The following is a 23,233-nucleotide window of genomic DNA, read 5'->3' on the forward strand; positions in this document are numbered from 1 at the left end:
CCGATGAGGACGACCATGACGGTTCTGCAGAAGAACGACTTCCGCCCCGTGCCAGAGGTGGTGGAGAGAAAGCCCCGCAAGGGGGGCCGGAAGGTCCGCGACAACCTGACGGCCTACGGCTTCCTGAGCGGTGCGCTGATCTGCTTCGCGCTGTTCTCCTGGTATCCGATGATCCGCGAGATCATCCTGAGCTTCCAGGAGAACAACTTCGTCGACCCGCCGGTCTGGGTCGGCACGCAGAACTACACGGACGTCTTCCAGGACTCCGCCTTCGCGCCGGCCTGGAAGAACACCGCGATGTTCACCCTGCTGGCCCTGCTGTGCGGATACATCATCCCGTTCGTGATCGCCCTGGTCCTGAACGAGCTGCGCCACGCCCGCGGCTACCTCCGCTTCGTGGTGTACCTGCCGGTCATGCTTCCGCCGGCCGTCTCCGTGCTGCTGTTCAAGTGGTTCTACGACCCGGGACCCGGGCTGTTCAACCAGATCCTCGACCTGTTCCACCTGCCGACCCTGGCCTGGCTGGACTCCACGGACACCGCGCTGATCTCGCTGGTGATCGTGAGCACGTGGATGAACCTCGGCAGCGGCACCCTGATCTACCTCGCGGCGCTCCAGTCGGTGCCGCCGGAACTGTACGAGGCCGCCGAACTGGACGGGGCGGGCATCTTCCGCCGGATCTGGCATGTGACGATCCCGCAGACCCGGCTGATCCTGCTGGTCATGCTGCTGATCCAGATCATCGCGACCATGCAGGTGTTCATCGAGCCGATGCTGCTGACCGGCGGCGGGCCCGAGGACGCCACGGTCTCGGTCGTGTACCTGATGTACCAGTACGCCTTCAACTTCGGTAACTACGGCGGCGGCAGCGCGCTCGGCGTGATGCTCATGCTCGTCCTGCTGGTCTTCTCGGCCGCCTACCTGCGCATCTCCCGGGAGGAGAAGTGAGCTCCGTCAACCGGACCATCGTCTCGCCGCTCCAGCTCAGCTCGCGCTGGGGCAGGCGGATCTACTGGGCGACCGTCGTGTTCATGGTCGTCCTCTTCACCGCCGTCTTCGTCTTCCCGCTGTACTGGATGGTCACCGGGGCGCTGAAGTCGGGCGAGGAGTTCGCGAAGGTACCGCCGACCTACTTCCCGTCGAGTTTCAACTTCCAGTCCTACAAGGACGCCTGGAACCTGATGAACCTCGACCGGTACCTGGTCAACACGATCTACTACGCGGGCGGCGCCTGGGCGTTCTCGCTGGGCTTCGACGTGGCGGCGGCCTACGCGCTGTCCAAGCTGCGTCCGGTGTTCGGCAACGTCGTGCTGTTCATGATGCTGTCGACCCTGATGATCCCGCCGCTGGTGATCCTGCTGCCGGCCTACCTGACCATCAAGGACGTCCCGATCGTCCATCTCGACCTGCAGAACAGCCCGTGGGCCCTGTGGCTCCCGGCGGTCGCCAACGGCTTCAGCATCTTCCTGCTCAAGCGGTTCTTCGACTCGATCCCGACGGATCTGCTCGAGGCCGCCCAGCTCGACGGCGCGTCGGCGTTCCGGATCCTGTGGTCGATCATCCTGCCGATCTCGCGCCCCATCCTGGGCGTGGTGTCGATCTTCACGGTCGTCGCGGTCTGGAAGGACTACGCGTGGCCGTTGATCACGCTGTCCGACCCGGACAAGATGACGATCAGCGTCGGCCTCGTGCACTCCTCGGCGAACATGCCGCAGACCACGCTCACGGCCGGACTCGTGATCGCCAGCGTGCCGACGATCCTGGTCTTCTTCCTGTTCCAAAGGCACATCATGGCCGGACTCACGGCCGGAAGCCTGAAGGGCTGATCCACCTCCTCCCAAAGCAGTCATCCAATCCATTTGCAATAAGGAGTGCGTCAGCATGCCCGAAACGTGGTGGCGGGGAGCCGCGATCTACCAGGTCTACCTGCGGAGTTTCGCCGACGGTAACGGCGACGGTGTGGGTGACCTGGCCGGGCTGCGCGCCCGCCTGCCCTACCTCGCAGAGCTGGGGATCGACGCGATCTGGCTGAACCCCTGGTACCCCTCGCCGATGGCCGACGGCGGCTACGACGTGGCCGACTACCGGGACATCGAGCCCTCCTTCGGGACGCTCGGCGAGGCCGAGACCTTCATCGAAGAGGCCCACGACCTGGGCATACGCGTGATCATCGACGTCGTGCCGAACCACACGTCCGTGGCGAGCGACTGGTTCCGGCAGGCGCTCGCAGCGGCACCGGGCTCCCCGGAGCGCGCCCGCTTCTGGTTCCGCCCGGGAACAGGCGACGGGCCGCCCAACGACTGGCAGTCGATCTTCGGCGGCCCCGCGTGGACGCAGGTCCCGGACGGCGAGTGGTACCTCCACCTGTTCGCTCCGGAGCAGCCCGACTTCAACTGGACCCATCCCGAGGTCCACCAGGACTTCCTCGACGTGCTCCGTTTCTGGTTCGACAGGGGCGTGGACGGCATCCGCATCGACTCGGCGGCCGTCCTCATCAAGGACCCGGACGCCGAGCCCGACGGCCTCGACCCCTACACCGACCGCGACGCCTGCCACGACGTCTACCGCGCCTGGCGCCGGCTGTCCGACGGCTACGCCGACCGGATGCTGATCGGCGAGGTCTGGCTCCCCGACGCCGAGCGGCTGGCCCGCTACCTGCGCCCGGACGAGCTGCACACCGTCTTCAACTTCCCCTTCCTCGGCGCGCCGTGGGAGGCACCCGCGCTCAGGGCCGTCATCGACGACACCTTCGCGACGCTCGGCGACGCCCCGGCGACCTGGGTGCTGTCCAACCACGACGTGACCCGCCCGCCGACCCGCTACGGCCGGACCGACACGTCCTTCTCGCACGAGGACCGCAAGCACGGCATGGAGACCGATCCGGTCCTCGGCACCCGCCGCGCCCGCGCCGCCGCGCTGCTGTCACTGGCGCTGCCCGGCTCGGTCTACGTCTACCAGGGGGAGGAGCTGGGGCTGCCCGAGGTCGAGGATCTTCCTGACCACCTGCTGCAGGACCCGATCTGGGAACGTTCCGGCCACACCGACCGGGGCCGCGACGGCTGCCGGGTCCCGCTCCCGTGGTCGGGCGGAGAGGCCCCGTTCGGCTTCGGCGACGGCGACCCGTGGCTGCCGCAGCCGGCGGACTGGAAGGACCTGACGGTCGAGGCGCAGGACGCCGACCCGTCCTCGATGCTCGCCCTCTACCGGCAGGGCCTGGCGATCCGCTCGGCCGAGCTCGGCGACGGCTCGATGAGCTGGCTGCCGTCGGAGGGGGACGTGCTGGCCTTCCGGCGCGAGAACGGCGTCCGGGTCGTGGTGAACCTGTCCCAGGTCGCGGTGCCGTTCGAGGGCGAGGTGCTGCTGGCCAGCGGCCAGCTCGACGGCGCCCTCCTGCCACCGGACACGGCGGTGTGGCTGCGATGACCGACGTCCTCGTCCGCGCCGAAGCACTGACCAAGATCCACGGAACCGGCCTGACGGCCGTCGACGGCATCTCCTTCGAACTCCGGCGCGGCGAGGCCTTCGGTTTCCTCGGCCCGAACGGTGCGGGGAAGTCGACGACCATGCGCATGATCGCGTGCGTGTCCCGGCCGTCCGGCGGATCGCTCTCCCTGCTGGGGCTCGACCCCGTCGCGGACGGTCCCCGGATCCGGGCCAGGCTGGGCGTCGTCCCGCAGGAGGACACGCTCGACGACGAGCTGACCGTGGCGGAGAACCTCTACATCTACGGCAGGTACTTCGGGCTGAGGCGCCCCGAGATCAGGGAGCGCTCCGCCCGGCTGCTGGAGTTCGCCCAGCTCACCGAGAAGCTCGACGACCGGGTGTCGGCCCTGTCGGGCGGCATGAAGCGCCGCCTGACGATCGCCCGGTCGTTGATCAACGAACCGGAGATCCTGCTCCTGGACGAGCCGACCACGGGCCTCGACCCGCAGGCCAGGCACGTGCTGTGGGACCGGCTGTTCCGCCTCAAGCAGGACGGGGTCACCCTCGTCCTGACCACCCACTACATGGACGAGGCCGAGCAGCTCTGCGACCGGATCGCCGTGATGGACCAGGGGAGGTTCGTGGCGGAGGGCTCGCCGCGTGAACTGATCGAGGCCCACTCCACCCGCGAGGTCCTCGAACTGCGCTTCGCTCCGGGCGAGCAGGAGGCAGCAGCCGACAAGCTCGGCGGGATCGCCGAACGGCTCGAGGTCCTGCCCGACCGGGTGCTGCTCTACGCCGACGACGGTGAGCGGGCGCTGGCCGCCGCGCACGGCCGCGCGGTCTCGCCGATCACCTCGCTGGTCCGCAGGGCCACCCTGGAGGACGTCTTCCTGACCCTGACCGGCCGAAGCCTGGTGGAGTGAGATGTTCGCCTACTGGATGCTCCACTACCGGCGGATCTGGCGCGGCACGTTCGTGATCAGTGTGCTCAATCCGCTGCTGTTCCTGTCCGGGCTCGGGGTGGGGCTCGGCGCTCTGGTCGACCGCATGGACTACGTCGCCTTCCTCGCACCGGGGCTGCTGGCCGCCGCGATGATGCAGACGGCGGCCGTCGAGGCGATGCGGCCGGTCTACCGGGCGGTGCGCGGCAGCTACCTCGCCGCCGCCGCGACCCCGCTCGGCCCCGGCGCGATCCAGCGCGCCCACCTGTCCTTCCAGGCCTTCAGGATCGTGACCAGCGGCGCGGCGTTCGTGCTGGTCATGGTCCTGTTCCGGGTGACCGGCCCGGCGCGGGCGGCGCCGCTGCTGGCGGCCTCGCTGCTGACCGGTCTCGCGTTCGCGACGCCGATCACGGCCTGGGCGGTCGGGCTCGACCGGCCGCAGGCGCTGGAGGCGCTGTTCAGGTTCGGGATCATGCCGATGTACATGTTCTCCGGCACCTTCTTCGAGACGGACTCGTTGCCGGACGTGCCCCGCTGGATCGTCGAGGCGCTGCCGCTGTGGCACGGGGTGGAGCTGTGCAGGTCCCTGTCCCTCGGCACCGCGGCCGCGGGCCCGGCCGCGATCCATGTCACCTATCTGTGCGTCCTCGCGGGCGCCGGTCTCGTCGCAGGGGCCCACCGTTACCGGAGGAGGCTGCACGCGTGAGCGCACGTCTGATGGTGGAGCGCAATCTGCTCGTCTACCGGCGCGGCTGGCCCTATCTCGCGGCCGAGGTGCTCGAACCGCTGCTCTACCTGTTCTCGATCGGGGTGGGCGTCGGGAAGCTGGTGGGCGACGTGCCCGGTCTCGACGGCGTCCCGTACGCGGAGTTCGTGGCGCCGGCCCTGCTGGCCACCTCGGCGATGAACGGCGCCGTCAACGAGACCGTGTTCACGGTCTTCGGCCGGATCACGGCCGACCGGACCTACACCCCGATCCTCGCGACGCCGATGACCGTCCGGGACGTCGCGATGGGCGAGGCCTGGTGGGCGGTGCTGCGCGGGCTGATCGCCTCGTGCGGGTTCCTGGTGCTCGTGACGGTCTTCGGCCTGGTCCACTCGCCGTGGGCGGTGCTGACCGTACCGGGCGCGGCCCTGATCGGGTTCGCGTTCGCGGGGGCGGGACTGTACGCGGTGACCTGGCTGCGGGACTGGCACGACTTCCAGCTCGTCCAGCTCGTGATGCTGCCGATGTTCCTGTTCGCGACGACCTTCTACCCGCTGTCGGTCTATCCGGGATGGCTCCGGCCGCTGATCGCCTGCCTGCCGCTCTACCAGTGCATCGAGCTGCTGCGCGGCCCCGCGCTCGGCGACGTCGGGCCGGGACTGCTGGTCCCGGTGGTCTATCTGTCAGTGATGGGGCTGGCGGGCCTGCGTTTCGGGGTCCGCAGGCTGGAGCGGCGCCTGCTGCCCTGAGCCGGGACGCGTCCCGCGGTCGTCGGCGACGGCCGCGAACGCCAGCCCCACCCCCCACGCGAAGTACGCCGGGACGGCCACCCAGAAGAACGTCTCCGGCAGGTCGAGCCCGTTCCCCGCGGGGAACGGGTTGCGGCCGTGCTGCCGTTCCCACACCATCTGGAGCAGCATGAGCCCGAAGTAGACGACGATGCCCGAGGCCACCCCGGTCGCGGGCCACAGCACCAGCCTGCGCGGCACCGCCCGGCCGCGCAGGAACGGCACCCAGCGCGGCCAGATCCGTCCCCACCGGTGCACGAGCGCCAGCGGCAGCAGGGTCCCCGCGAGCAGGAACGCCGCCTCGAACGCCAGCGCCGACGCCATGTCGAGCGGCGACGAGCCGAACCCGACGACGGCCTGGGCGAGGATCCGCACCAGGCAGCCGACGACCGCGCCGTGGGCCGCCGCGTAGGCCCAGGCCGGGGTGCGGTCGAGCGCCGATGCGGGGCCTCCTCCCCACCGGCGCTGCGCGGTCAGGGTGGCCCGGCCGAGCAGCACGCCGCCCAGCGCGCAGGCCGCCCGGTTCAGCGCCTCGGCGAAGGAGAAGTCCAGGCCGAGGCCGGGAAAGATCGCGCCTACGGCGTCCAGGAGCAGCATGGCCGCCGCCGCTGCCAGCGCGGCGCTCGCGGCCCATCCCGCGCCCAGCAGTGCCGGGCGCGGTGCCCCGGCGGGGTCGCTGGAGGCCACCGCGACGGCCGTGACCAGCGCCGCGAGGCACAGTCCCGCGGCGCCCCAGCCGGTGAAGACGACCAGGTCGCCGAACCTGCCCGACAGGCCGCCGGGCAGCCCGGAGGCCGCCCACCAGACGCGCAGAGCCGCGTATCCGCCGAGCCACGCGACCGGCGCCCACTTCCACGTGACGCTCATGGGGTCCAGCCTGCGCCGTCGCCCGGAAGACCACTTCCCTCACCCGGGCGAGTGCCCTCCCTCGCGAGAGTGAACCTCTCTTGCACAGATTTTTCTCATTGCTGTTGAACTCTTGCATTGTTCTGTCCAGTTCCTTATCGTCTGTGACGCGTCCCACATGCCGCCCTCCCACGGCAGGTGCCACCCCCCGACGCGCGGCGCACGGCTGCGCGCTGACCTGAGAGGTTGCGGATCCGGGATGAGATCCAGGCACTCCCGTCTGCTGCTGGCGATAGCGCTGGCCGTACCAGGAACCTTCGTGCTGACGGCGCCGGCCGCCGCGGCGGAGACCAACCTGGCGCTGGGCAGGGCCACGTCGGCCAGCACCAGCACCAACCCCTACAACCCGCCCAACGTCACCGACGGCGACCAGGGCACCTACTGGGAGAGCGCGAACAACGCCTTCCCGCAGTGGGTGCAGATCGACCTCGGTTCCTCGGTGGACACCAACAAGGTCGTGCTGAAGCTGCCCGCCGCGAACTGGGGCGCCCGCACCGAGACGCTCTCGGTCCAGGGCAGCACCAACGGCACGAGCTTCACCGACCTCGTCGGCTCCGGCGGCCGGGTCTTCGACCCCGCGGCGAACAACACCGTGACGCTGAACTACGGCTCCACGCCGACCCGCTACGTGCGGATCAACGTCACCGGGAACACCGGCTGGCCCGCGGGGCAGCTCTCGGAGGTCGAGGTCTACGGCCCGTCGGCCGGCGACCAGACCGCCCCGACCGCCCCGTCCGGACTGGCCTTCACCGAGCAGACGCCCGGCCAGGTCAAGCTGACGTGGGGCGCCTCCTCGGACCTCGTCGGCGTCACCGGTTACGACGTCTACGCCAACGACCAGCTGCGCGGCAGCGTCGCGGGCAACGTCCTGACCTACACCGACGGCCAGCCCACGAGCGCGACGGTCTCCTACACCGTGCGCGCCAGGGACGCCGCGGGCAACGTGTCGGGGAACTCCAACACCGTCACCCGCCAGGGCACCGGCACCTTCTCCAACCTTGCGGCGGGCAAGCCCATCACCGCCTCCTCGACGGTCTTCACCTTCCTCGGCCCGAACGCCAACGACGGCAGCCTCGCCACGTACTGGGAGTCGGCGGGCGGCGCCTACCCGGCGACCCTCGCGGTCGACCTGGGCGCCAAGGGCGTCCTCGACTCCGTCCTGGTCAAGCTGAACCCCGACCAGGCCTGGGGCGCCCGCACCCAGAAGATCGGCGTCGAGGGCCGCAACTCCTCCACCGGTGCGTGGACCACGCTGGCCCCGACCGTGGACCGGAACTTCACCCCCTCCACCGGCAACTCCGCGACGATCCCCGTCTCCGGCACGTACGCGCAGGTCAGGCTGGTCGTCACGGCGAACTCCGGAGCCCCGGGCGCCCAGGTCGCCGAGTACGAGGTGCGCGGCACCCCCGCTCCGGCGGCCGACCTCACCGCGGGCAAGGTCACCTGGACCCCGGCGAACCCGACGGAGGCCGACGCCGTCACCTTCTCGGCGACGGTCACCAACAGCGGCACCGCGGCCTCGGAGGCCAGCAAGCTGGACTTCCTGATCGGCGGCCAGAAGGTCGGCGCCTCGGTGAACGTCGGCGCGCTCGCCGCGGGGGCCTCCGCGACGGTCACGCTGAACGCCGGCGCCCGTCCGGCGGGCACCTACGCGGTGACCGCCAAGGCCGACGCGGCCGACGAGATCATCGAGCTGAACGAGACCAACAACACCGGCGCGTCCGCGAGCCTGGTCGTCGCCCAGGTCGCCAGTTCCGACATCGTCCCGGCCGCCACCACCTGGTCGCCCGGCAACCCGCAGCCCGGTGCCGCCGTCTCCTTCGCGGTGACGCTCGGCAACCTCGGAACCCAGGCCACGGCGGGCGGTGCGCACGCCGTCACCGTCGAGGTCCTGGACGCGAACAACGCGGTCGTGAAGACCCTGAGCGGCTCCTTCACCGGCGCCATCGCCCCGGGCCAGACCGCCGGGCCGATCGCGCTCCCCGGAACCTGGACGGCCGGCAGCGGCCGCTACTCGGTCCGCACCACGGTCGCCGACGACGCGAACGAGGTCGCGGCCAAGCGCGCCAACAACACCTCCACCCAGGGCTTCTACGCGGGCCGCGGCGCGAACCTGCCCTTCGACCACCTCGAGGCCGAGGACGCCGCGCTGTCGGGCGGGGCGGCCCTGGTGGGCCCGAACCGCAAGATCGGAGACCTCGCCGGTGAGGCGTCCGGCCGCAGGGCCGTCACCCTCAACACCACCGGCTCGGCCGTGTCCTTCACGACCAAGTCGCCGACCAACACCCTCGTCACCCGCTTCTCCCTGCCGGACTCGGCCGGTGGCGGCGGCATCACCTCGACGCTCAACATCTACGTCAACGACGTCTTCCTCAAGGCGATCGACCTGACCTCGCGCTACACCTGGATGTACGGCAACGAGGCGAGCCCGAACAACTCGCCCGGCTCCGGCGGCCCCCGCCACATCTACGACGAGGCCAACGTCCTGCTCGGCACCACGGTCCCGCAGGGTTCGAAGATCACGCTCAAGAAGGACGCGGCCAACACCTCGACCTACGCGATCGACTTCGTCGACACCGAGCTCGCGACCGTCGTCCCGAACCCGGACGCCTCGAAGTACGCGGTCCCGGCGGGCACCACCCACCAGGACGTCCAGAACGCCCTCGACCAGGTCCGCCAGAGCAGCACGCTCGTCGGCGTCTACCTGCCCCCGGGCCTCTACCAGACCTCGAACAAGTTCCAGGTCTACGGCAAGGCCGTGAAGGTCGTCGGCGCGGGCCCCTGGTTCACCCGCTTCACGACCCCGCAGGGCCAGGAGAACACGGACGCGGGTTTCCGCACCGAGGCCTCCTCCAACGGCTCGACCTTCTCCGGGTTCGGCTTCTTCGGGAACTACACCTCCCGGATCGACGGCCCCGGCAAGGTCTTCGACTTCACCAACGTCGCGAACATGACGGTCGACGACATCTGGGTCGAGCACATGGTCTGCATGTTCTGGGGGACCAACGTCGACAACTCCACGATCAGGAACTCGCGGGTGCGCGACACGTGGGCGGACGGCGTCAACCTGACCAACGGCAGCAGCAACAACACCGTCAGCAACGTCGAGTCGCGGACCTCGGGTGATGACAGCTTCGCGCTGTTCCCGGCGATCGACGGCGGCGGAGGCCAGGAGACCGGCAACGTCTTCGAGAACCTGACCTCGAGCCTGACCTGGCGCGCGGCGGGCCTGGCGGTCTACGGCGGAGCCGGGAACACCTTCCGGAACCTGCTGATCTCCGACACGCTCACCTACTCGGGCCTCACCATCGCGACCCTGCAGTTCGGCGGGATCCCGGCGCTGGGCTTCGAGGCCCCGAACTCGGTCTTCGAGAACATCTCACTGGTCAGGGACGGCGGCCACTTCTGGGGCCAGCAGACCTTCCCCGCCCTGTGGCTGTTCTCCGGCGAGTTCCCCTTCCAGGCGATCCGCATCAACAACGTGGACATCGTCGATCCCACCTACCACGGGATCATGTTCCAGACGAAGTACGCGGGCGGTCCGCTGAAGCCGATCCAGGACCTGGTGCTGACCAACGTCAGGATCTCGGGCGCGCAGAAGAGCGGCGACGAGTTCGACGCCAAGTCCGGGTTCGGCATCTGGGTGAACGAGATGCCCGAGGCGGGTCAGGGCCCGGCGGTGGGCTCGGCGACCTTCAACGGGCTCACGTTCGCGAACAACTTCCAGAACATCAAGAACACGACGTCGACCTTCACGATCGTCCAGAACCCCTAGGGGCCGTCTGAGGGCCGTGGGTGTTGGGAGGCACCCGCGGCCCTCAGCCGTTCTTCCCGAAGAAGTCCAGGCTGTCGGCGACCAGTGCGGCGACGTCGCCCCCCTCCCAGCAGTGGTCCGCCCCCGGGACCAGCCGCAGTTCGGGGGAGGCTCCGGCCGACCGCAGCGCCTCGTAGAGCTCGACGCTCTGCTCGCACGGCACGACGCGGTCGGCCTCTCCGTGCATCAGCAGGACGGGCGGGGCGCCGGGGGAGACATGGGCGACGGGGCTGGCGGCCATCGCCTCGGCCTGGTGGTCGTGGACGTTGCCGCCGATCAGCAGCGACTCGGGCGTATGCGCGGGATCGCTGTGCAGATGCGCGCCGGCCAGATGGTGGTCCTGCTTGGTGAGCAGGTTCGCCGGGGCGTACCAGAGCACCGCCGAGCGGATCCCGGGGTCGGTGAGGGCGAGCATCGCGGCCAGATGGCCGCCGGCCGACTCTCCCCAGACGCTGATCCGGGACGCGTCGAGCCCGTGGCCCGCGGCGTTCTCACGGATCCATTCGACCGCGGCGCTCACGTCGTCGAGCTGGGCGGGGAAGACGGCCTCGGCGCTCATCCGGTAGGTGACCGAGGCGACGGCGAATCCGGCGGCGACGGCCTCGGCGACCAGATCGGTCGAGCCGAGCCAGCCGGGCCTCAGGGCGGGCGAGCCGCCGAGCCAGGCGCCGCCGTGGATCCAGACGAGCACGGGGGCGTCGTAGGCGCCCGGCGGGGTGGCGAGGTTCATGAACAGGGGACGGTAGCCGTAGGTCTCGGCTACCAGAATATCTCGATAGTTCATCGATATATCGTAGCGCGTTCATGCGGCGGTGTTCCGGGTGCCCCCCTCAGTGGGACGCGGAGGGGCCCCGGAAGGTTGCGGGAACGGTCCGTTTCTCCTCGATCGGAGGCCTCCGCCGGATCGGGGGTTAACCCCACCCGGAAGACACCTGGGATCTCCATGGGAGGAGGCGCGGCCGCTTCGTAGCGTCGGGGGAGCGGCTACGAGGGGATCACGTCATGGACTACGCGGTGGAACTGAACGGGGTGCGGCGCAGGTACGGCCGGGGACGACGGGCCGTGCACGCGCTGCGCGGCATCGATCTGAGGCTGCCGTCCGGCAGCTTCACCGCGGTGATGGGTCCCTCGGGCTCGGGGAAGAGCACGTTCCTCCAGTGCGCCGCCGGGCTCGACCGGCCGGACGGCGGGACCGTCACGCTGGGCGGAACGAAGATCAGCGGAATGAGCGAGAACCGGCTGACGGAGTTCCGGCGGACCCGGCTGGGGTTCGTGTTCCAGAGCTTCAACCTCCTGCCGTCGCTGACCGCCGAGCAGAACGTGCTGCTGCCGTCGCGGCTGGCGGGCGGCAGGGGCGACCGGAGGGCGGCCCGGGAGATGCTCGGCAGGGTCGGGATCGGCGAGCTGGCCGGGCGGCGTCCGGGGGAACTGTCGGGCGGGCAGCAGCAGCGGGTGGCCATCGCCCGCGCGCTGGTCGGCGCGCCCGACGTGGTGTTCGCCGACGAGCCGACCGGGGCGCTGGATCCGGCGACGGCCGCGGAGATCCTCCGGATGCTGCGGGCCTCGGTGGACGAGCTCGGCGCGACGGTCGTCATGGTCACCCACGATCCCGCGGCGGCGGCCTGGTCCGATGCCGTGCTGTTCCTCTCGGACGGCGAGATCGGCGGCAGCGTCAGGGGCGGCTCCGCCGAGGCGATCGCGGCCCGGCTGGTGCCGGCGTGAACGGGCTGGCCAGGGCGTCGATCCGGTTCCGGCCCGTCGCGTTCGCCGGGACCTTCGTGGCGCTCGCGCTGTCGGCCGCGATCGTCATGGCGTGCGGGGTGCTGCTGGAGAGCGGGGTCAGGGCTACGGTGCCCGCGGGGCGCTACGAGCGGATCCCGCTCGTCGCCGCGGCCGACCAGGCCCTCACCTACCGGGTCTCCGACGAGGACACCGAGCGGATCCCGCTGCCCGGCCGCGCCCGCCTCGACGCCGCGCTCGTGCCGCGAATCGCCGCGATGAAGGGCGTCGCCTCCGCCGTCGGCGACATCGCGGTGCCGGTCAGGGACGGCGGCACGACGGCCGAGGGCCGCGGCTGGGGCATGGCCGCCCTCGACGGCACCGCGGCCTCGCTCACCGGACGCCCCCCGGGCCCCGGCGAGGTGGTGCTGACCGGGCACGCCGAGGGAACGGAGGTCCGGCTGGTGTTCGGCGACACGACACGGACCTTCCGGGTGGCGGGGAACGCCCCCGGCGTCTGGTTCGCCGACGCCGAGGCCGCCGTTCTGTCAGGGGTCCCCGCTAGCGTCGACGCGATCGCGGTGACGCTGTCACCGGGGGCCGACGTCGCCGCGATCGCCAAGGACATCGAGAAGACCAAGGGCGTGCGGGCCTACACCGGCTCCGAACGCGGGGAGCTGGTCGAACCGCGGCTGGCCGGGGCCAAGGAGGTGCTGACGGGACTGGGCGGCTCGTTCGGCGGGGTCGCCACCCTGGTCGCGATCTTCACCGCGGCCGGGACCATCGCGCTGGCCGTCGCCCAGCGGGCCCGGGAGTTCGCGCTGCTGCGCGCGATCGGCGCGACGCCCCGGCAGGTGCGGCGGGCCGTGCTCGCCGAGGGTCTGCTGGTCGCGCCCGCCGCGGCCCTGGCCGGTGCGCTCCCCGGTCTGCTGCTGGCCCGCTGGTGGTTCGGCGCGCTGCGCGAGCGCGGCGCGATCCCCGAAGGGGTACGCCTCGCGGTCTCGCCGTGGCCCCTGCTGGCGGCGGCGGGACTCTGCCTGCTGACCGCGCTGCTGGCGGGTCCGCTCGCGGCGCGGCGGGCGGCCCGGATCGAGCCGGGCCGGGCGCTGGCCGAGGCCTCCGTGGAGCGGACCCGTCCGGGGATCGTCCGGACCGCGCTGGGGATCGGGGCGGTCGCCGGTGGGGCGGCCATGGCGGGGCTGGCCGCGAGGGAGAGCGGCGAGGACGCCGCCAATCTGGCGCTCGGCGTGGTGCTGCTGTTCATGCTGGCCACGGCGCTGCTCGGCCCGGTCATCGCCCGGCTGTGCGCGGCGCTGTTCGGGCTGCCGCTGCGCGGCGCGGGAGCACCGGCGGAACTCGCCGCGGCCAACGCCAGGACCAACGCCCGGCGGCTCGCCTCCGCGATGACCCCGATCATCCTCGCGATGGCGTTCTCCTCGACGCTGGTCTTCCTCCAGACGAGCATGAGCCATGCCACCTCGGGCCAGGTCCGCGACGGGATCACCGCCGACCGGATCGTACGGGGCGACCTGCCCGCCGACGCGGTGGGCCGGGTGCGGGAGCTCGCGGGAGTCCGGCAGGCGGTCGGGGTGCTGTCGACCTCGGTGCTGGTCAGGGCGTACGGAACGCCGCAGACAGCGTCCGCGCAGGCGATCGAGGGCCCGGTGGGAGCCGTCCAGGATCTCGGCGTGCGGGCCGGACGGCTCGAGGATCTCGCCCCGGGGACGGTCGCGGTGGACGCCTCCCTGGCCGACGGGGCGAAGGCGGGGCTCGGCGACCGGCTGAGGATGTGGCTGCCGGACGGCACCGAGACCCGGCCGAGGATCGTCGCCCTGTACGGCAGGGGCCTGGGCATCGCCCAGATCACGCTGCCGCGTGCCGACGTCGCGGGCCACGGTGTGCCGGGCTTCGACTCGATGATCCTCGTGAAGGGGGACTCCCCGGATCTCGCCTCCTTCGGCGCGGTCGCCTCCCGCGCCGGATACGCCGAACAGTACGACGTGGACCTGGCCGTCAACGCCTGGGCCAACAACACGATGGCGGCCGTCCTCGGCGGGTTCGCGGCGATCACCGCGCTCAACACGCTGGTGATGACCGCGCTCGACCGGCGCGGCGAGTTCGGCTCGATGCGGCTGATCGGCTCGACCCGCCGCCAGGTCCTCCACATGTTGGGCTGGGAGTCCCTGCTGGTCACCGGGGGAGCGGTCCTGCTCGGCTCGGCGATCGCCGCCGCCACGCTCATTCCTATGATCAAAGGTCTGACCGGGGAGGCACCTTACGTGCCGCCCCTGTTGTACGGAACCTTCGCCGCGGCGACCGTCCTGTTCGGGTGGATCGCGACGGTTCTGCCCGCCCGGGCGGCTCTCAAGATCAACTGAGAAGCGGCAGCGGGATTTCAGAAGTCACGGAGAATTCAGAGTGTTGTAGTCCGCGTACGCGCCGTGGCCGTCGTAGGGTTCTCGCAGACGGCGCGGGATCGTGCATGGCGCGCTTCGGTTCCGAGCCTTTATAGAGGGGGCGTGGGGTGTCCACGCCCCCTTTTTCTCGTGTTTGCTGGAGCCTGTGATGTCCTCTCTGCCCAAGGGTGCCAACCTTCCCGTTCCCGCCGCCTCCGTCCGGGTCGAACTCGGCTGGACGGCCGGACCCGACGCCGACGCCACCGCGCTGCTGCTCGCAGGCGGCAAGGTCAGGTCGGACGACGACATGGTCTTCTACAACCAGCCGTCGCATCCCTCGGGTGCGGTCCGCCACGGCGGCAAGACCAGCGGGCCCGCCGGAGTGGTGGACACGCTGCTCGTCGACCTGGACCGGCTCGAACCGCAGATCGAGACGGTCGCGGTCGTCGCCTCGTCCGACGGCGGCACGTTCGGCTCCTATCAGGGCCTGCGCGTGAAGGTCGTCGACGCCGTGAGCGGCGCCGAGATCGCCGTGTTCGAGCCGTCCGACGCCACCACCGAGACCGCGTTCGTGCTGGGTGAGCTGTACCGCAGGCAGGGGGCGTGGAAGTTCCGCGCCGTCGGCCAGGGATACGCCACCGGCCTGGCGGGGCTCGCCACCGACTTCGGGATCTCGGTCGACGACACCCCGCCGCCGCCTCCCGCCGCGCCGCCGGTCAGCCTCTCCAAGGTGACGCTCACCAAGCAGGCGCCCTCGGTGTCGCTCACCAAGCGCGGCGCGACCTCGGGGTCGATGCGCGTCAACCTCAACTGGCGTTCCCAGGGCTTCGCCAAGGTCGACCTCGACCTGTGCTGCATGTGGGAACTCCAGGACGGCCGCAAGGGCATGATCGACCCGCTCGCCAAGCAGTTCGGCGAGCTCGACCGGCCGCCCTACCTGCTCCTCGACGCCGACGACCGCACGGGCGCCCGCGACGAGGGCGAGAACCTCACGATCAACCTCGGGCACAGCTCCGAGTTCAGGCGCCTGCTGGTCATCGCCGCCATCTACGAGGGCGCGGAGAGCTTCGCCGGGCTCGGGGCCGTCGTGACCCTCCTGCCGCAGGGCTCACCGCCGATCGAGATCTTCCTCGACGAGTGCGACGTCCCGCGCGCCAGGACCGCGGTGATCGCCCGGATCGACAACGTCAACGGCGAGCTGGTCGTCAACCGCGAGGCCCGCTACTACGCGGTGAAGGGCCGCAAGGGCGGCAAGCAGCTCGCCGACGAGGACTACGGCTGGGGATTCCGCTGGACGGCCAGCAGCGGCAAGTGACCCTGCCGGCAAGTGACCCTGCCAGACTGTTCCGATGGCCGGTTACGAGATCGAGGAACGGCTGCGCGCCGCGGGTGCCCGCACCATCGCGGGCGTCGACGAGGTCGGGCGCGGGGCGTGGGCGGGTCCGCTGATGGTCTGCGCGGCCGTCACCGATCTCTCCGAGCCGCCGTCGCTGCCCCGCCGGAAGCGGCCCGTCCTGCTGACGGACTCCAAGCTGCTGACGGCCGTGCACCGCGAGGCCTTCGCCGAGCTGCTGCCCTCCTGGCTGCTCGGCCACGGCATCGGCGTCGCGACGGCGCAGGAGATCGACGAGCTCGGGATGACGGAAGCCCTGCGCAGGGCGGCCGTCCGGGCGATCGAGGCGCTGCCGGAGCGGCCCGACATGATCCTCCTGGACGGCGGCCACGACTTCCTCGGCAGGCCCTGGGCGGTGCGGACCGAGGTCAAGGCCGACCAGAGGTCCGTCTCGGTCGCCGCCGCCTCGGTCATCGCCAAGGTGGCGCGGGACCGGCACATGGCCGAACTGGCGGAGTCCGACCCCGCGCTGGCCGCCTACGGCTTCGCCGACAGCGCCGGCTACCCCTCGCCCCGCCACCAGGCGGCCCTGGAGGAGTCGGGCCCCACCGCCCACCACCGCCTGTCCTGGTCCTACCTCGACGACCTCCCGCGCTGGCGCCACCTGAAGCGCCATCGCGACCCCCTGGCGGGCGAGGGCCAGCTCAGCCTGATCTGAGGTCCGGCCTGATCTGAGGCCCGTGGGAAGAATGCGCACGCGGTGGTAAGCATGTGCTTATGAGACTGCTGCGAACCCCTGACGAACGCTTCGCCGCTCTGCCGGACTTCCCCTACGCGCCGCGCTACGTGGAGCTTCCCGACGGGCCGCGGATGGCCTATGTCGACGAGGGGAGCGGGCCGGTCGTGCTCCTGCTGCACGGCGAGCCGTCCTGGTCCTATCTCTACCGGCACGTCATCCGGGTGCTGGTGGCCGGGGGAGTGCGGGCCGTCGCGCCCGACCTTATCGGCTTCGGCCGCTCCGACAAGCCGGCCGAGGTCGCCGACCACAGCTACGCCCGCCACATCGCCTGGACCCGGACCTTCGTCGAGGCGCTGGGCCTGCGCGACGTGACCCTGGTCGGCCAGGACTGGGGCGGTCTCATCGGGCTGCGGCTGGCCGTCGCCGACCCCGGCCGCTACGCCGCGATCGTCGCTGCCAACACCGGCCTCCCGACCGGTGACTTCCCGATGCCCGAGACGTGGCTGCGCTTCCGTGAGGCCGTCCGGACCGCGCCCTCCTTCGACGTCCCGCGCGGCATCCAGTCCGGCTGCCGGACGACCCTGGCGCCCGAGGTGCTGGCCGCCTACGACGCCCCGTTCCCCGCGGACTCCTACAAGGCGGGCCCCCGGGCCATGCCGGGACTGGTCCCCGCCGCACCGGACGACGTCGAAGCCCAGCCCAACCGCGACGCCTGGGACGAGCTGAACCGCTGGTCGAAGCCCTTCCTCGTGGCCTTCAGCGACGGCGACCCGATCACCGGTCCCATGGCGGGAGTGTTCCAGGGCCTCGTCCCCGGCGCCAAAGACCGCCGCCATCCGGTGCTGGCGGGGGCGGGCCACTTCCTCCAGGAGGACGCGGGGGAGGACCTCGGACAGGAGATCTTGCGCTTCGTCAATGACTGACGCCGTTCGGTACTGGACTACGGGCCTACAGCAGGTCAGGCTGTCGGTTCAATGGGAGTGCTCGGCGGTGGGATGCGGGCCCGTCCGCGACAAGGTGCGGCACGGGACCTATTCGAACGCATGCAAGCCGGATATTTTCGGATTCACTCGGGCATAAGGCGATCTACGGGGATCCTTGTGCTGGCGGTGACGGTCACGGTGGCCGTCGTCGCGGACCTACCGGTGCTGAGCGCCCTCGTGGGCGCCCTCGTTCTGCTGGTGGTGGTGGATCTGACGCTTCGGTCTCCGGCCGGGGTGGCCGTGCTGGCGGTGGTGACCGCCTGGCTCGCCTCCTGCGTGCCCTTGGCACGGATCTACCCCGAACCCGCGCACCAGGGAATCGTCCTCGCGCTGCTGGCCCTGCCCGTCGCGATGGCCGCGCTGCGCCTCAGCGGCTACGTGCCGTGGCGCAGCGCCCTGCTGGCCCTGCTGGTGGCGGGGGCCGCCGCGGCCGGGCTCGCGCAGGCCGCGCCGAAACTCCACGCCGGGCCCGCCTGGGCCGGGGCCTTTCTCGTGCTGGCCTACCGGTGGGACAAGGCGCGGCGCGCGGTCACCGCCGAGTCCTACGGCTCCGGCTGGGTCGAGGAGACCGAGGTGGTGGTCGAGCAGCCGCCGCCGCGGATCGAGCCGCGGACCGTGGCCGAGCCGGAACCCCTGCCGTCGGTGCCGGAGCCGCGCAGGGAGCCCGAGCCCTCGGTCGAGGACGCCCTGGCCGAGCTCGAGGACATGATCGGCCTCGAGCCGGTGAAGCGCCAGGTCCGGTCGATCGCGGCCTCGATCGAGGCGGCCCATCTGCGGGCCGAGGCGGGCATCCCGATCGAGAAGCCGCTGCGCCACCTGGTGTTCGCCGGCCCCTCCGGGACGGGCAAGACGACCGTCGCCCGCACCCTCGCCAAGATCTTCTACGCGTTCCGGCTGCTGCCCTCCGCCCATGTCGTCGAGGTGCACCGCGCCGACCTCGTGGGGGAGTACCTCGGCGCGACCGCGCTCAAGACCAACCAGGTCGTCGACTCCGCGCTCGGCGGCGTCCTGTTCATCGACGAGGCGTACTCGCTGGTCAACGGGGGCGACGGCCAGGCCGACCGGTTCGGCAACGAGGCCGTCCAGGCGCTGCTGAAGCGGGCCGAGGACGACCGCGACAACCTCGTCATCATCCTGGCCGGGTACGAGACGGAGATGGAGGACTTCCTCGACTCCAACCCGGGGCTGGCCTCCCGGTTCGGCACCCGGGTGTCCTTCCCCAGCTACCAGCCGCCGGAGCTGCTGGAGATCTCGGTCCGCCACACCGAGCTGCGCGGCGACGTGCTCGCCGAGGACGCCAGGACCCTGCTCACCGAGTGCTTCTCCGAGATCACCCGGCGGGGGGTCCTCGACCAGCTCGGCAACGGCCGGTTCGTGCGCTCCCTGGCCGAGGGCGCCTCCCGGGCGCGTGACCTGCGGGTGGTGTCGACGCACGCCCATCCCTCGGCGACGGAGCTGCTGACCGTCCGGGCGGTGGACGTCCGGTCGGCCTACGAGGAGCTGACGGCGCGCTACCGCGGCTACGCCGAGACGCCCACGCTGGAGCAGGCGCTCGGCGAGCTGAGCGACATGATCGGGCTCGAGCCGGTCAAGCGGCAGGTCCAGGAGATCACGGCCCAGCTCCAGGTCCGCAGGCTGCGCGCGGCGCAGGGGCTGCCCGCCCAGCCGCCGATGCGGCACTTCGTCTTCACCGGCCCGCCCGGCACCGGCAAGACGACCGTGGCCCGGGTCCTCGGCCGGATCTTCGCGGCGCTGGGCCTGCTGGCCCGCCCGGACGTCATCGAGGTCTCACGTGGCGACCTCGTCGGCGAGCACCTCGGGGCGACGGCCATCAAGACCAGCAAGGCCGTCGACTCCGCTCTCGGCGGGGTCCTGTTCATCGACGAGGCCTACAGCCTGATCGGCACCGGCTACTCCGGCGGCGACGCGTTCGGCCAGGAGGCCGTCCAGACGCTGCTCAAGCGAGCCGAGGACGACCGGGACCGGCTCGTGGTGATCCTCGCGGGCTACCCCGAGGACATGGACCGGCTGCTGGCCGCCAACCCGGGTCTGGGCTCGCGGTTCGACACCCGGGTGCTGTTCCCCTCCTACGGCCCGGACGAGCTGCTCCAGATCGCCGTCGCGATGGCAGCGGAGAACGGCGACCACTGGTCGGACGAGGCCCTCGACGATCTCGCCCTGCTGTTCCAGCGGGCCTGCGGCCGTCACGCCATCGACTCCCTGGGCAACGCCCGCTTCGCCCGGACGATCTATGAGAAGGCGTGCACGTCCCGGGACGTGCGGGCGGCGACCCTGGCCGCGCCGACGACCGAGGACCTGATCACCCTGACCGCCCAGGACGTCCACAAGATAGTTTGACGCCATGATCATCGAGGTGTCGCGCCCGGGGCCGCTGGCCCTCGTGCAGGACCTGGGCCGTCCGGGCCTGGCCCATCTCGGCGTGCCGGGTTCGGGGGCCGCCGACCGTTCCTCCCACGATCTGGCCAACCGCCTCGTCGGCAACCTCCCCGAGGCCGCCACGGCCGAGTTCGTGTTCGGCGGGGCGGCGCTGAGGTTCGAGGGCGCGGCGTGGATCGCGGTGACCGGAGCCCCGGCGCCGCTGACCGTCGCGGGCCGCCCGGAGCCGCCGAACACCCCGCTCCACGTGCCCGCCGGGGCGCGGGTGGAGCTGGGGGTCCCCGCCCGCGGCCTGCGGACCTACCTCGCCGTGCGCGGCGGGATCGCGGTCGCCCCCGTGCTCGGCAGCCGCTCCGCCGACCTGCTGTCCGGGCTCGGCCCCGCGCCGCTGCGCGCCGGAGACCGGCTGCCGGTCGGCGATCTGCGCGGCCCGTTCCCCGGGGCGGGCACCGCCCCGGTCCGGGACCGCGAACCGGTGCTGGGGATCCTGCCGGGGCCACGTGCCGACTGGTTCACCCCCGACGCCCTGACGCTCCTGACCGCCCGCCCCTACCGGGTGAGCCAGGACAGCAACCGGGTCGGCGTCCGGCTGTCCGGCGCGGTGATCCCCAGGGCCCGCCGGGGCGAGCCGGCCAGCGAGGGGATGGCCCTCGGCTCGGTGCAGATCCCGCCGGACGGCCTGCCGATCGTGTTCCTCGCCGACCATCCGACGACCGGCGGCTACCCCGTGCTCGGGGTGGTGCGCTCGGCCGATCTCGCGGTGGCGGCCCAGGCCCGTCCCGGCCAGGAACTGCGGTTTGTAAAATGTCACACATGAGTGACGTGATGCGGTCGATCGACGACAGGGTGCTGTGGCTGGCGACCTCGATCGTCCATGACGCCAACCGGGTCCGGCCCAACCCGACCGGGCTCAAGGTCGGCGGCCACCAGGCCTCGTCGGCGTCGATGGTGTCCATCATGACCTCGCTCTGGTTCGGCCAGCTCACCGCCGAGGACCGCGTCTCGGTCAAGCCGCACGCCTCCCCGGTGCTGCACGCCATCAACTACCTGCTCGGCGAGCTGGACGAGCGCTACCTGACCACCCTGCGGAGCTTCGGCGGCCTCCAGAGCTACCCGAGCCGGATCAAGGACCCCGACCCCGTCGACTACTCGACCGGCTCGGTCGGCATCGGCGCCACCGCCCCGATCTGGGGCGCGATGGCCCGCAGGTTCGTCGGCACCGCCGGGATCGGACGCCAGTACTCCCTGGTCGGCGACGCCGAGCTCGACGAGGGCGCGGTGTGGGAGGCGATCCTCGACCCGGCCGTCGCCGAGCTCGGCGAGGTGGTGTGGATCGTCGACCTGAACCGGCAGTCCCTCGACCGGGTGGTCCCCAACATCTCCGCCGGACGCCTCGAGGGCATGTTCGCCGCCGCCGGCTGGCAGGTGATCACGCTCAAGTACGGGCGGCTCCTGGAGGACCTGTTCACCCGGCTCGGCGGGATGCAGCTCCGCGAGCGCATCGACCGGATGACCAACCCCGAGTACCAGCGGCTGCTCCGCTGCGCCCCCGAGGAGCTGCGCGACCGGCTGCCGGGCGACGGTCCCGGCGCCCCCGCCGTCGCCGCGCTCGTCAGGGAGCTCGACGACGCGACCCTCCTGGCGGCCGTCCGGGACCTGGGCGGGCACGACCACCGGGCCCTCGCCCACGCCTACGCCGAGATCGACGACAGCCGCCCGACCGTCATCTTCGCCTACACCGTGAAGGGCTACGGCCTGCCCACCCAGGGCCATCCGCAGAACCACTCCTCCCTGCTCACAGCCGAGCAGATGACCGAACTGGCCGCGACCCTGGGCACCGACCCCGCCGAGCCCTGGCGGCGCTTCGACCCCGAATCGGCCGCCGGGCGCCTGTGCGCCGACACCGCGGACCGGCTGCGCCGCCCCGGCCGGGCCGCCAGGCCCGCGCCCGAGCTTCCCGCCGACATCGGCCGCACCCCGACCGGCACCTCGACCACTCAGGCCGCCCTCGGCCGCACCCTCATGGACCTCACCCGGACCGCCCCCGAGGCCGCGCGCCGGGTCGTCACCGTGACGCCCGACGTGGCCTCCTCCACCAACCTCGGCGGCTGGGTCAACAAGGTCGGCGTCTGGTCGCCGCGTGAACGCGAGAACTGGTTCGCCGACGACGCCGAGACGATCCTGCACTGGCGCGAGAAGCCGACGGGCCAGCACATCGAGCTGGGCATCGCCGAGGTCAACCTGGTCGGCCTCCTCGGCGAGCTGGGCGCGACCTGGAGCCGCTGGGGCGAGCCGCTGCTGCCGATCGGCGTCATGTACGACCCGTTCGTCCAGCGGGCGCTCGAACCGTGGTCGTTCGGCATCTACGCGGGCGGCCAGTCGATCCTGGTCGGCACGCCCTCGGGCGTCACGCTGGCGCCGGAGGGCGGCGCCCACCAGTCGATCACGACCCCGTCGCTCGGCATCGAGCAGCCCGGCTGCGTCACCTACGAACCGGCCTTCGCGATCGACACCGAATGGACCCTGCTCGAGTCGCTCGCCCACCTGGGCAGGCCGGACGGCCACTCGGCCTACCTGCGGCTGTCGACCCGCCCGATCGACCAGTCCCTCGCCGCGGTCCCCGAGGATCCGGCCGCCCGTGAACGCCGTCGCCGCCAGGTCGTGGCGGGCGGCTACCCGCTGCGCCGCCCGGCCGGGGCCCGGGTGACGATCGCGGCGATGGGCGCGCTGGTGCCCGAGGCGCTGGCCGCCGCCGACCGGCTCGAAGCACAGGGGGTCCCGGCGGCCGTGGCCTGCGTGACCTCGCCGGGACTGCTCTACCGGGCGGTGCGGGCACGCCAGGGCCAGGACGAGGCGCCCACCTGGATCCTCGACCAGCTCCTGCCCGACACCCCGCTGGTCACGGTCCTGGACGGCCATCCCCACACCCTGGCCTTCCTCGCCTCGGTCCACCACCGCCCGTCCGCGAACCTGGGCGTCACCCGCTTCGGCCAGTCGGGCGACCTCGCCGACGTCTACGCCCACCACGGCATCGACACCGACACGATCGTCCGCACGGCCCTCGACCTGGCCGCACCCTGAGGAG

The 23,233-nt window shown here is 71.7% G+C and carries 17 protein-coding genes; 15 read left to right on the forward strand and 2 right to left on the reverse strand.

Translation table 11 applies throughout. The features are described 5' to 3' along the window. The first annotated feature begins 15 nt into the window (after nt 1-15). Genes ABD785_RS30080 through ABD785_RS30105 form a run of 6 tightly spaced genes read left to right on the forward strand, consistent with a single transcriptional unit; the run spans nt 16 to nt 5,822 of the window. Nucleotides 16-948, forward strand: a complete 933-nt coding sequence (locus ABD785_RS30080) for a carbohydrate ABC transporter permease (protein ID WP_344835142.1) — start codon at nt 16-18, stop codon at nt 946-948. Next, nucleotides 945-1,826: a carbohydrate ABC transporter permease gene (locus ABD785_RS30085; RefSeq protein WP_344835143.1), complete on the forward strand. Its 882-nt coding sequence runs from the start codon at nt 945-947 to the stop codon at nt 1,824-1,826. Before ABD785_RS30080 ends, ABD785_RS30085 begins: the two co-directional genes overlap by 4 nt. A 55-nt stretch (nt 1,827-1,881) precedes the next feature. Further along, nucleotides 1,882-3,423 carry a glycoside hydrolase family 13 protein gene (locus ABD785_RS30090; protein ID WP_344835144.1) on the forward strand — a complete coding sequence of 514 codons (1,542 nt, stop codon included), beginning with the start codon at nt 1,882-1,884 and terminating at the stop codon, nt 3,421-3,423. Beyond that, nucleotides 3,420-4,349: an ABC transporter ATP-binding protein gene (locus ABD785_RS30095; RefSeq protein ID WP_344835146.1), complete on the forward strand. Its 930-nt coding sequence runs from the start codon at nt 3,420-3,422 to the stop codon at nt 4,347-4,349. Before ABD785_RS30090 ends, ABD785_RS30095 begins: the two co-directional genes overlap by 4 nt. Nucleotide 4,350: 1 nt before the next feature. After that, the gene (locus ABD785_RS30100; protein WP_344835148.1) at nt 4,351-5,073 is read left to right on the forward strand and encodes an ABC transporter permease; all 723 of its coding nucleotides are present in this window, start codon (nt 4,351-4,353) and stop codon (nt 5,071-5,073) included. Then, entirely contained in the window at nt 5,070-5,822 is a 753-nt protein-coding gene (locus tag ABD785_RS30105; RefSeq protein WP_344835150.1) for an ABC transporter permease, read from the forward strand. The genes ABD785_RS30100 and ABD785_RS30105 overlap by 4 nt, the downstream gene beginning before the upstream one ends. Here ABD785_RS30105 and ABD785_RS30110 read toward each other — a convergent pair. Further along, complete coding sequence (locus ABD785_RS30110) at nt 5,757-6,728, reverse strand: hypothetical protein (protein ID WP_344835152.1); 972 nt, start codon at nt 6,726-6,728, stop codon at nt 5,757-5,759. The genes ABD785_RS30105 and ABD785_RS30110 overlap by 66 nt on opposite strands. Before the next feature lie 238 nt (nt 6,729-6,966). Here ABD785_RS30110 and ABD785_RS30115 point away from each other — a divergent pair, with 238 nt between their 5' ends. Next, complete coding sequence (locus ABD785_RS30115) at nt 6,967-10,542, forward strand: discoidin domain-containing protein (RefSeq protein ID WP_344835153.1); 3,576 nt, start codon at nt 6,967-6,969, stop codon at nt 10,540-10,542. Between the two features lie 43 nt (nt 10,543-10,585). Here ABD785_RS30115 and ABD785_RS30120 read toward each other — a convergent pair whose 3' ends face one another. After that, nucleotides 10,586-11,365, reverse strand: coding sequence for an alpha/beta hydrolase fold domain-containing protein (locus tag ABD785_RS30120; protein ID WP_344835154.1), 780 nt, complete (start codon nt 11,363-11,365; stop codon nt 10,586-10,588). A gap of 218 nt (nt 11,366-11,583) precedes the next feature. Between ABD785_RS30120 and ABD785_RS30125 the strand changes: the two genes are divergently transcribed. The 8 genes from ABD785_RS30125 (at nt 11,584) to ABD785_RS30160 (ending at nt 23,229) form a co-directional block, all read left to right on the forward strand. Further along, nucleotides 11,584-12,303, forward strand: a complete 720-nt coding sequence (locus ABD785_RS30125; RefSeq protein ID WP_344835155.1) for an ABC transporter ATP-binding protein — start codon at nt 11,584-11,586, stop codon at nt 12,301-12,303. Continuing rightward, nucleotides 12,300-14,678 (forward strand): ABC transporter permease, encoded by a 2,379-nt coding sequence (locus ABD785_RS30130; protein WP_344835157.1) that lies wholly within the window; start codon nt 12,300-12,302, stop codon nt 14,676-14,678. The genes ABD785_RS30125 and ABD785_RS30130 overlap by 4 nt, the downstream gene beginning before the upstream one ends. A 187-nt stretch (nt 14,679-14,865) precedes the next feature. After that, nucleotides 14,866-16,011: a TerD family protein gene (locus ABD785_RS30135; protein ID WP_344835158.1), complete on the forward strand. Its 1,146-nt coding sequence runs from the start codon at nt 14,866-14,868 to the stop codon at nt 16,009-16,011. Between the two features lie 34 nt (nt 16,012-16,045). Beyond that, nucleotides 16,046-16,747 carry a ribonuclease HII gene (locus ABD785_RS30140; RefSeq protein ID WP_344835159.1) on the forward strand — a complete coding sequence of 234 codons (702 nt, stop codon included), beginning with the start codon at nt 16,046-16,048 and terminating at the stop codon, nt 16,745-16,747. A 59-nt stretch (nt 16,748-16,806) separates the two neighbouring features. After that, nucleotides 16,807-17,691 (forward strand): haloalkane dehalogenase, encoded by an 885-nt coding sequence (locus ABD785_RS30145; RefSeq protein ID WP_344835160.1) that lies wholly within the window; start codon nt 16,807-16,809, stop codon nt 17,689-17,691. A 186-nt stretch (nt 17,692-17,877) separates the two neighbouring features. Continuing rightward, nucleotides 17,878-20,109, forward strand: coding sequence for an AAA family ATPase (locus tag ABD785_RS30150; RefSeq protein WP_344835162.1), 2,232 nt, complete (start codon nt 17,878-17,880; stop codon nt 20,107-20,109). A gap of 4 nt (nt 20,110-20,113) precedes the next feature. Continuing rightward, nucleotides 20,114-20,965 (forward strand): 5-oxoprolinase subunit C family protein, encoded by an 852-nt coding sequence (locus ABD785_RS30155; RefSeq protein ID WP_344835164.1) that lies wholly within the window; start codon nt 20,114-20,116, stop codon nt 20,963-20,965. After that, on the forward strand, nt 20,962-23,229 hold the full coding sequence (locus tag ABD785_RS30160; protein ID WP_344835166.1) for a transketolase-like TK C-terminal-containing protein: 2,268 nt from the start codon (nt 20,962-20,964) through the stop codon (nt 23,227-23,229). Before ABD785_RS30155 ends, ABD785_RS30160 begins: the two co-directional genes overlap by 4 nt. Nucleotides 23,230-23,233: the final 4 nt, after the last annotated feature.

Origin of the sequence: Actinocorallia longicatena, from assembly GCF_039534125.1 — a bacterium.
GTDB lineage: Bacteria > Actinomycetota > Actinomycetes > Streptosporangiales > Streptosporangiaceae > Actinocorallia > Actinocorallia longicatena.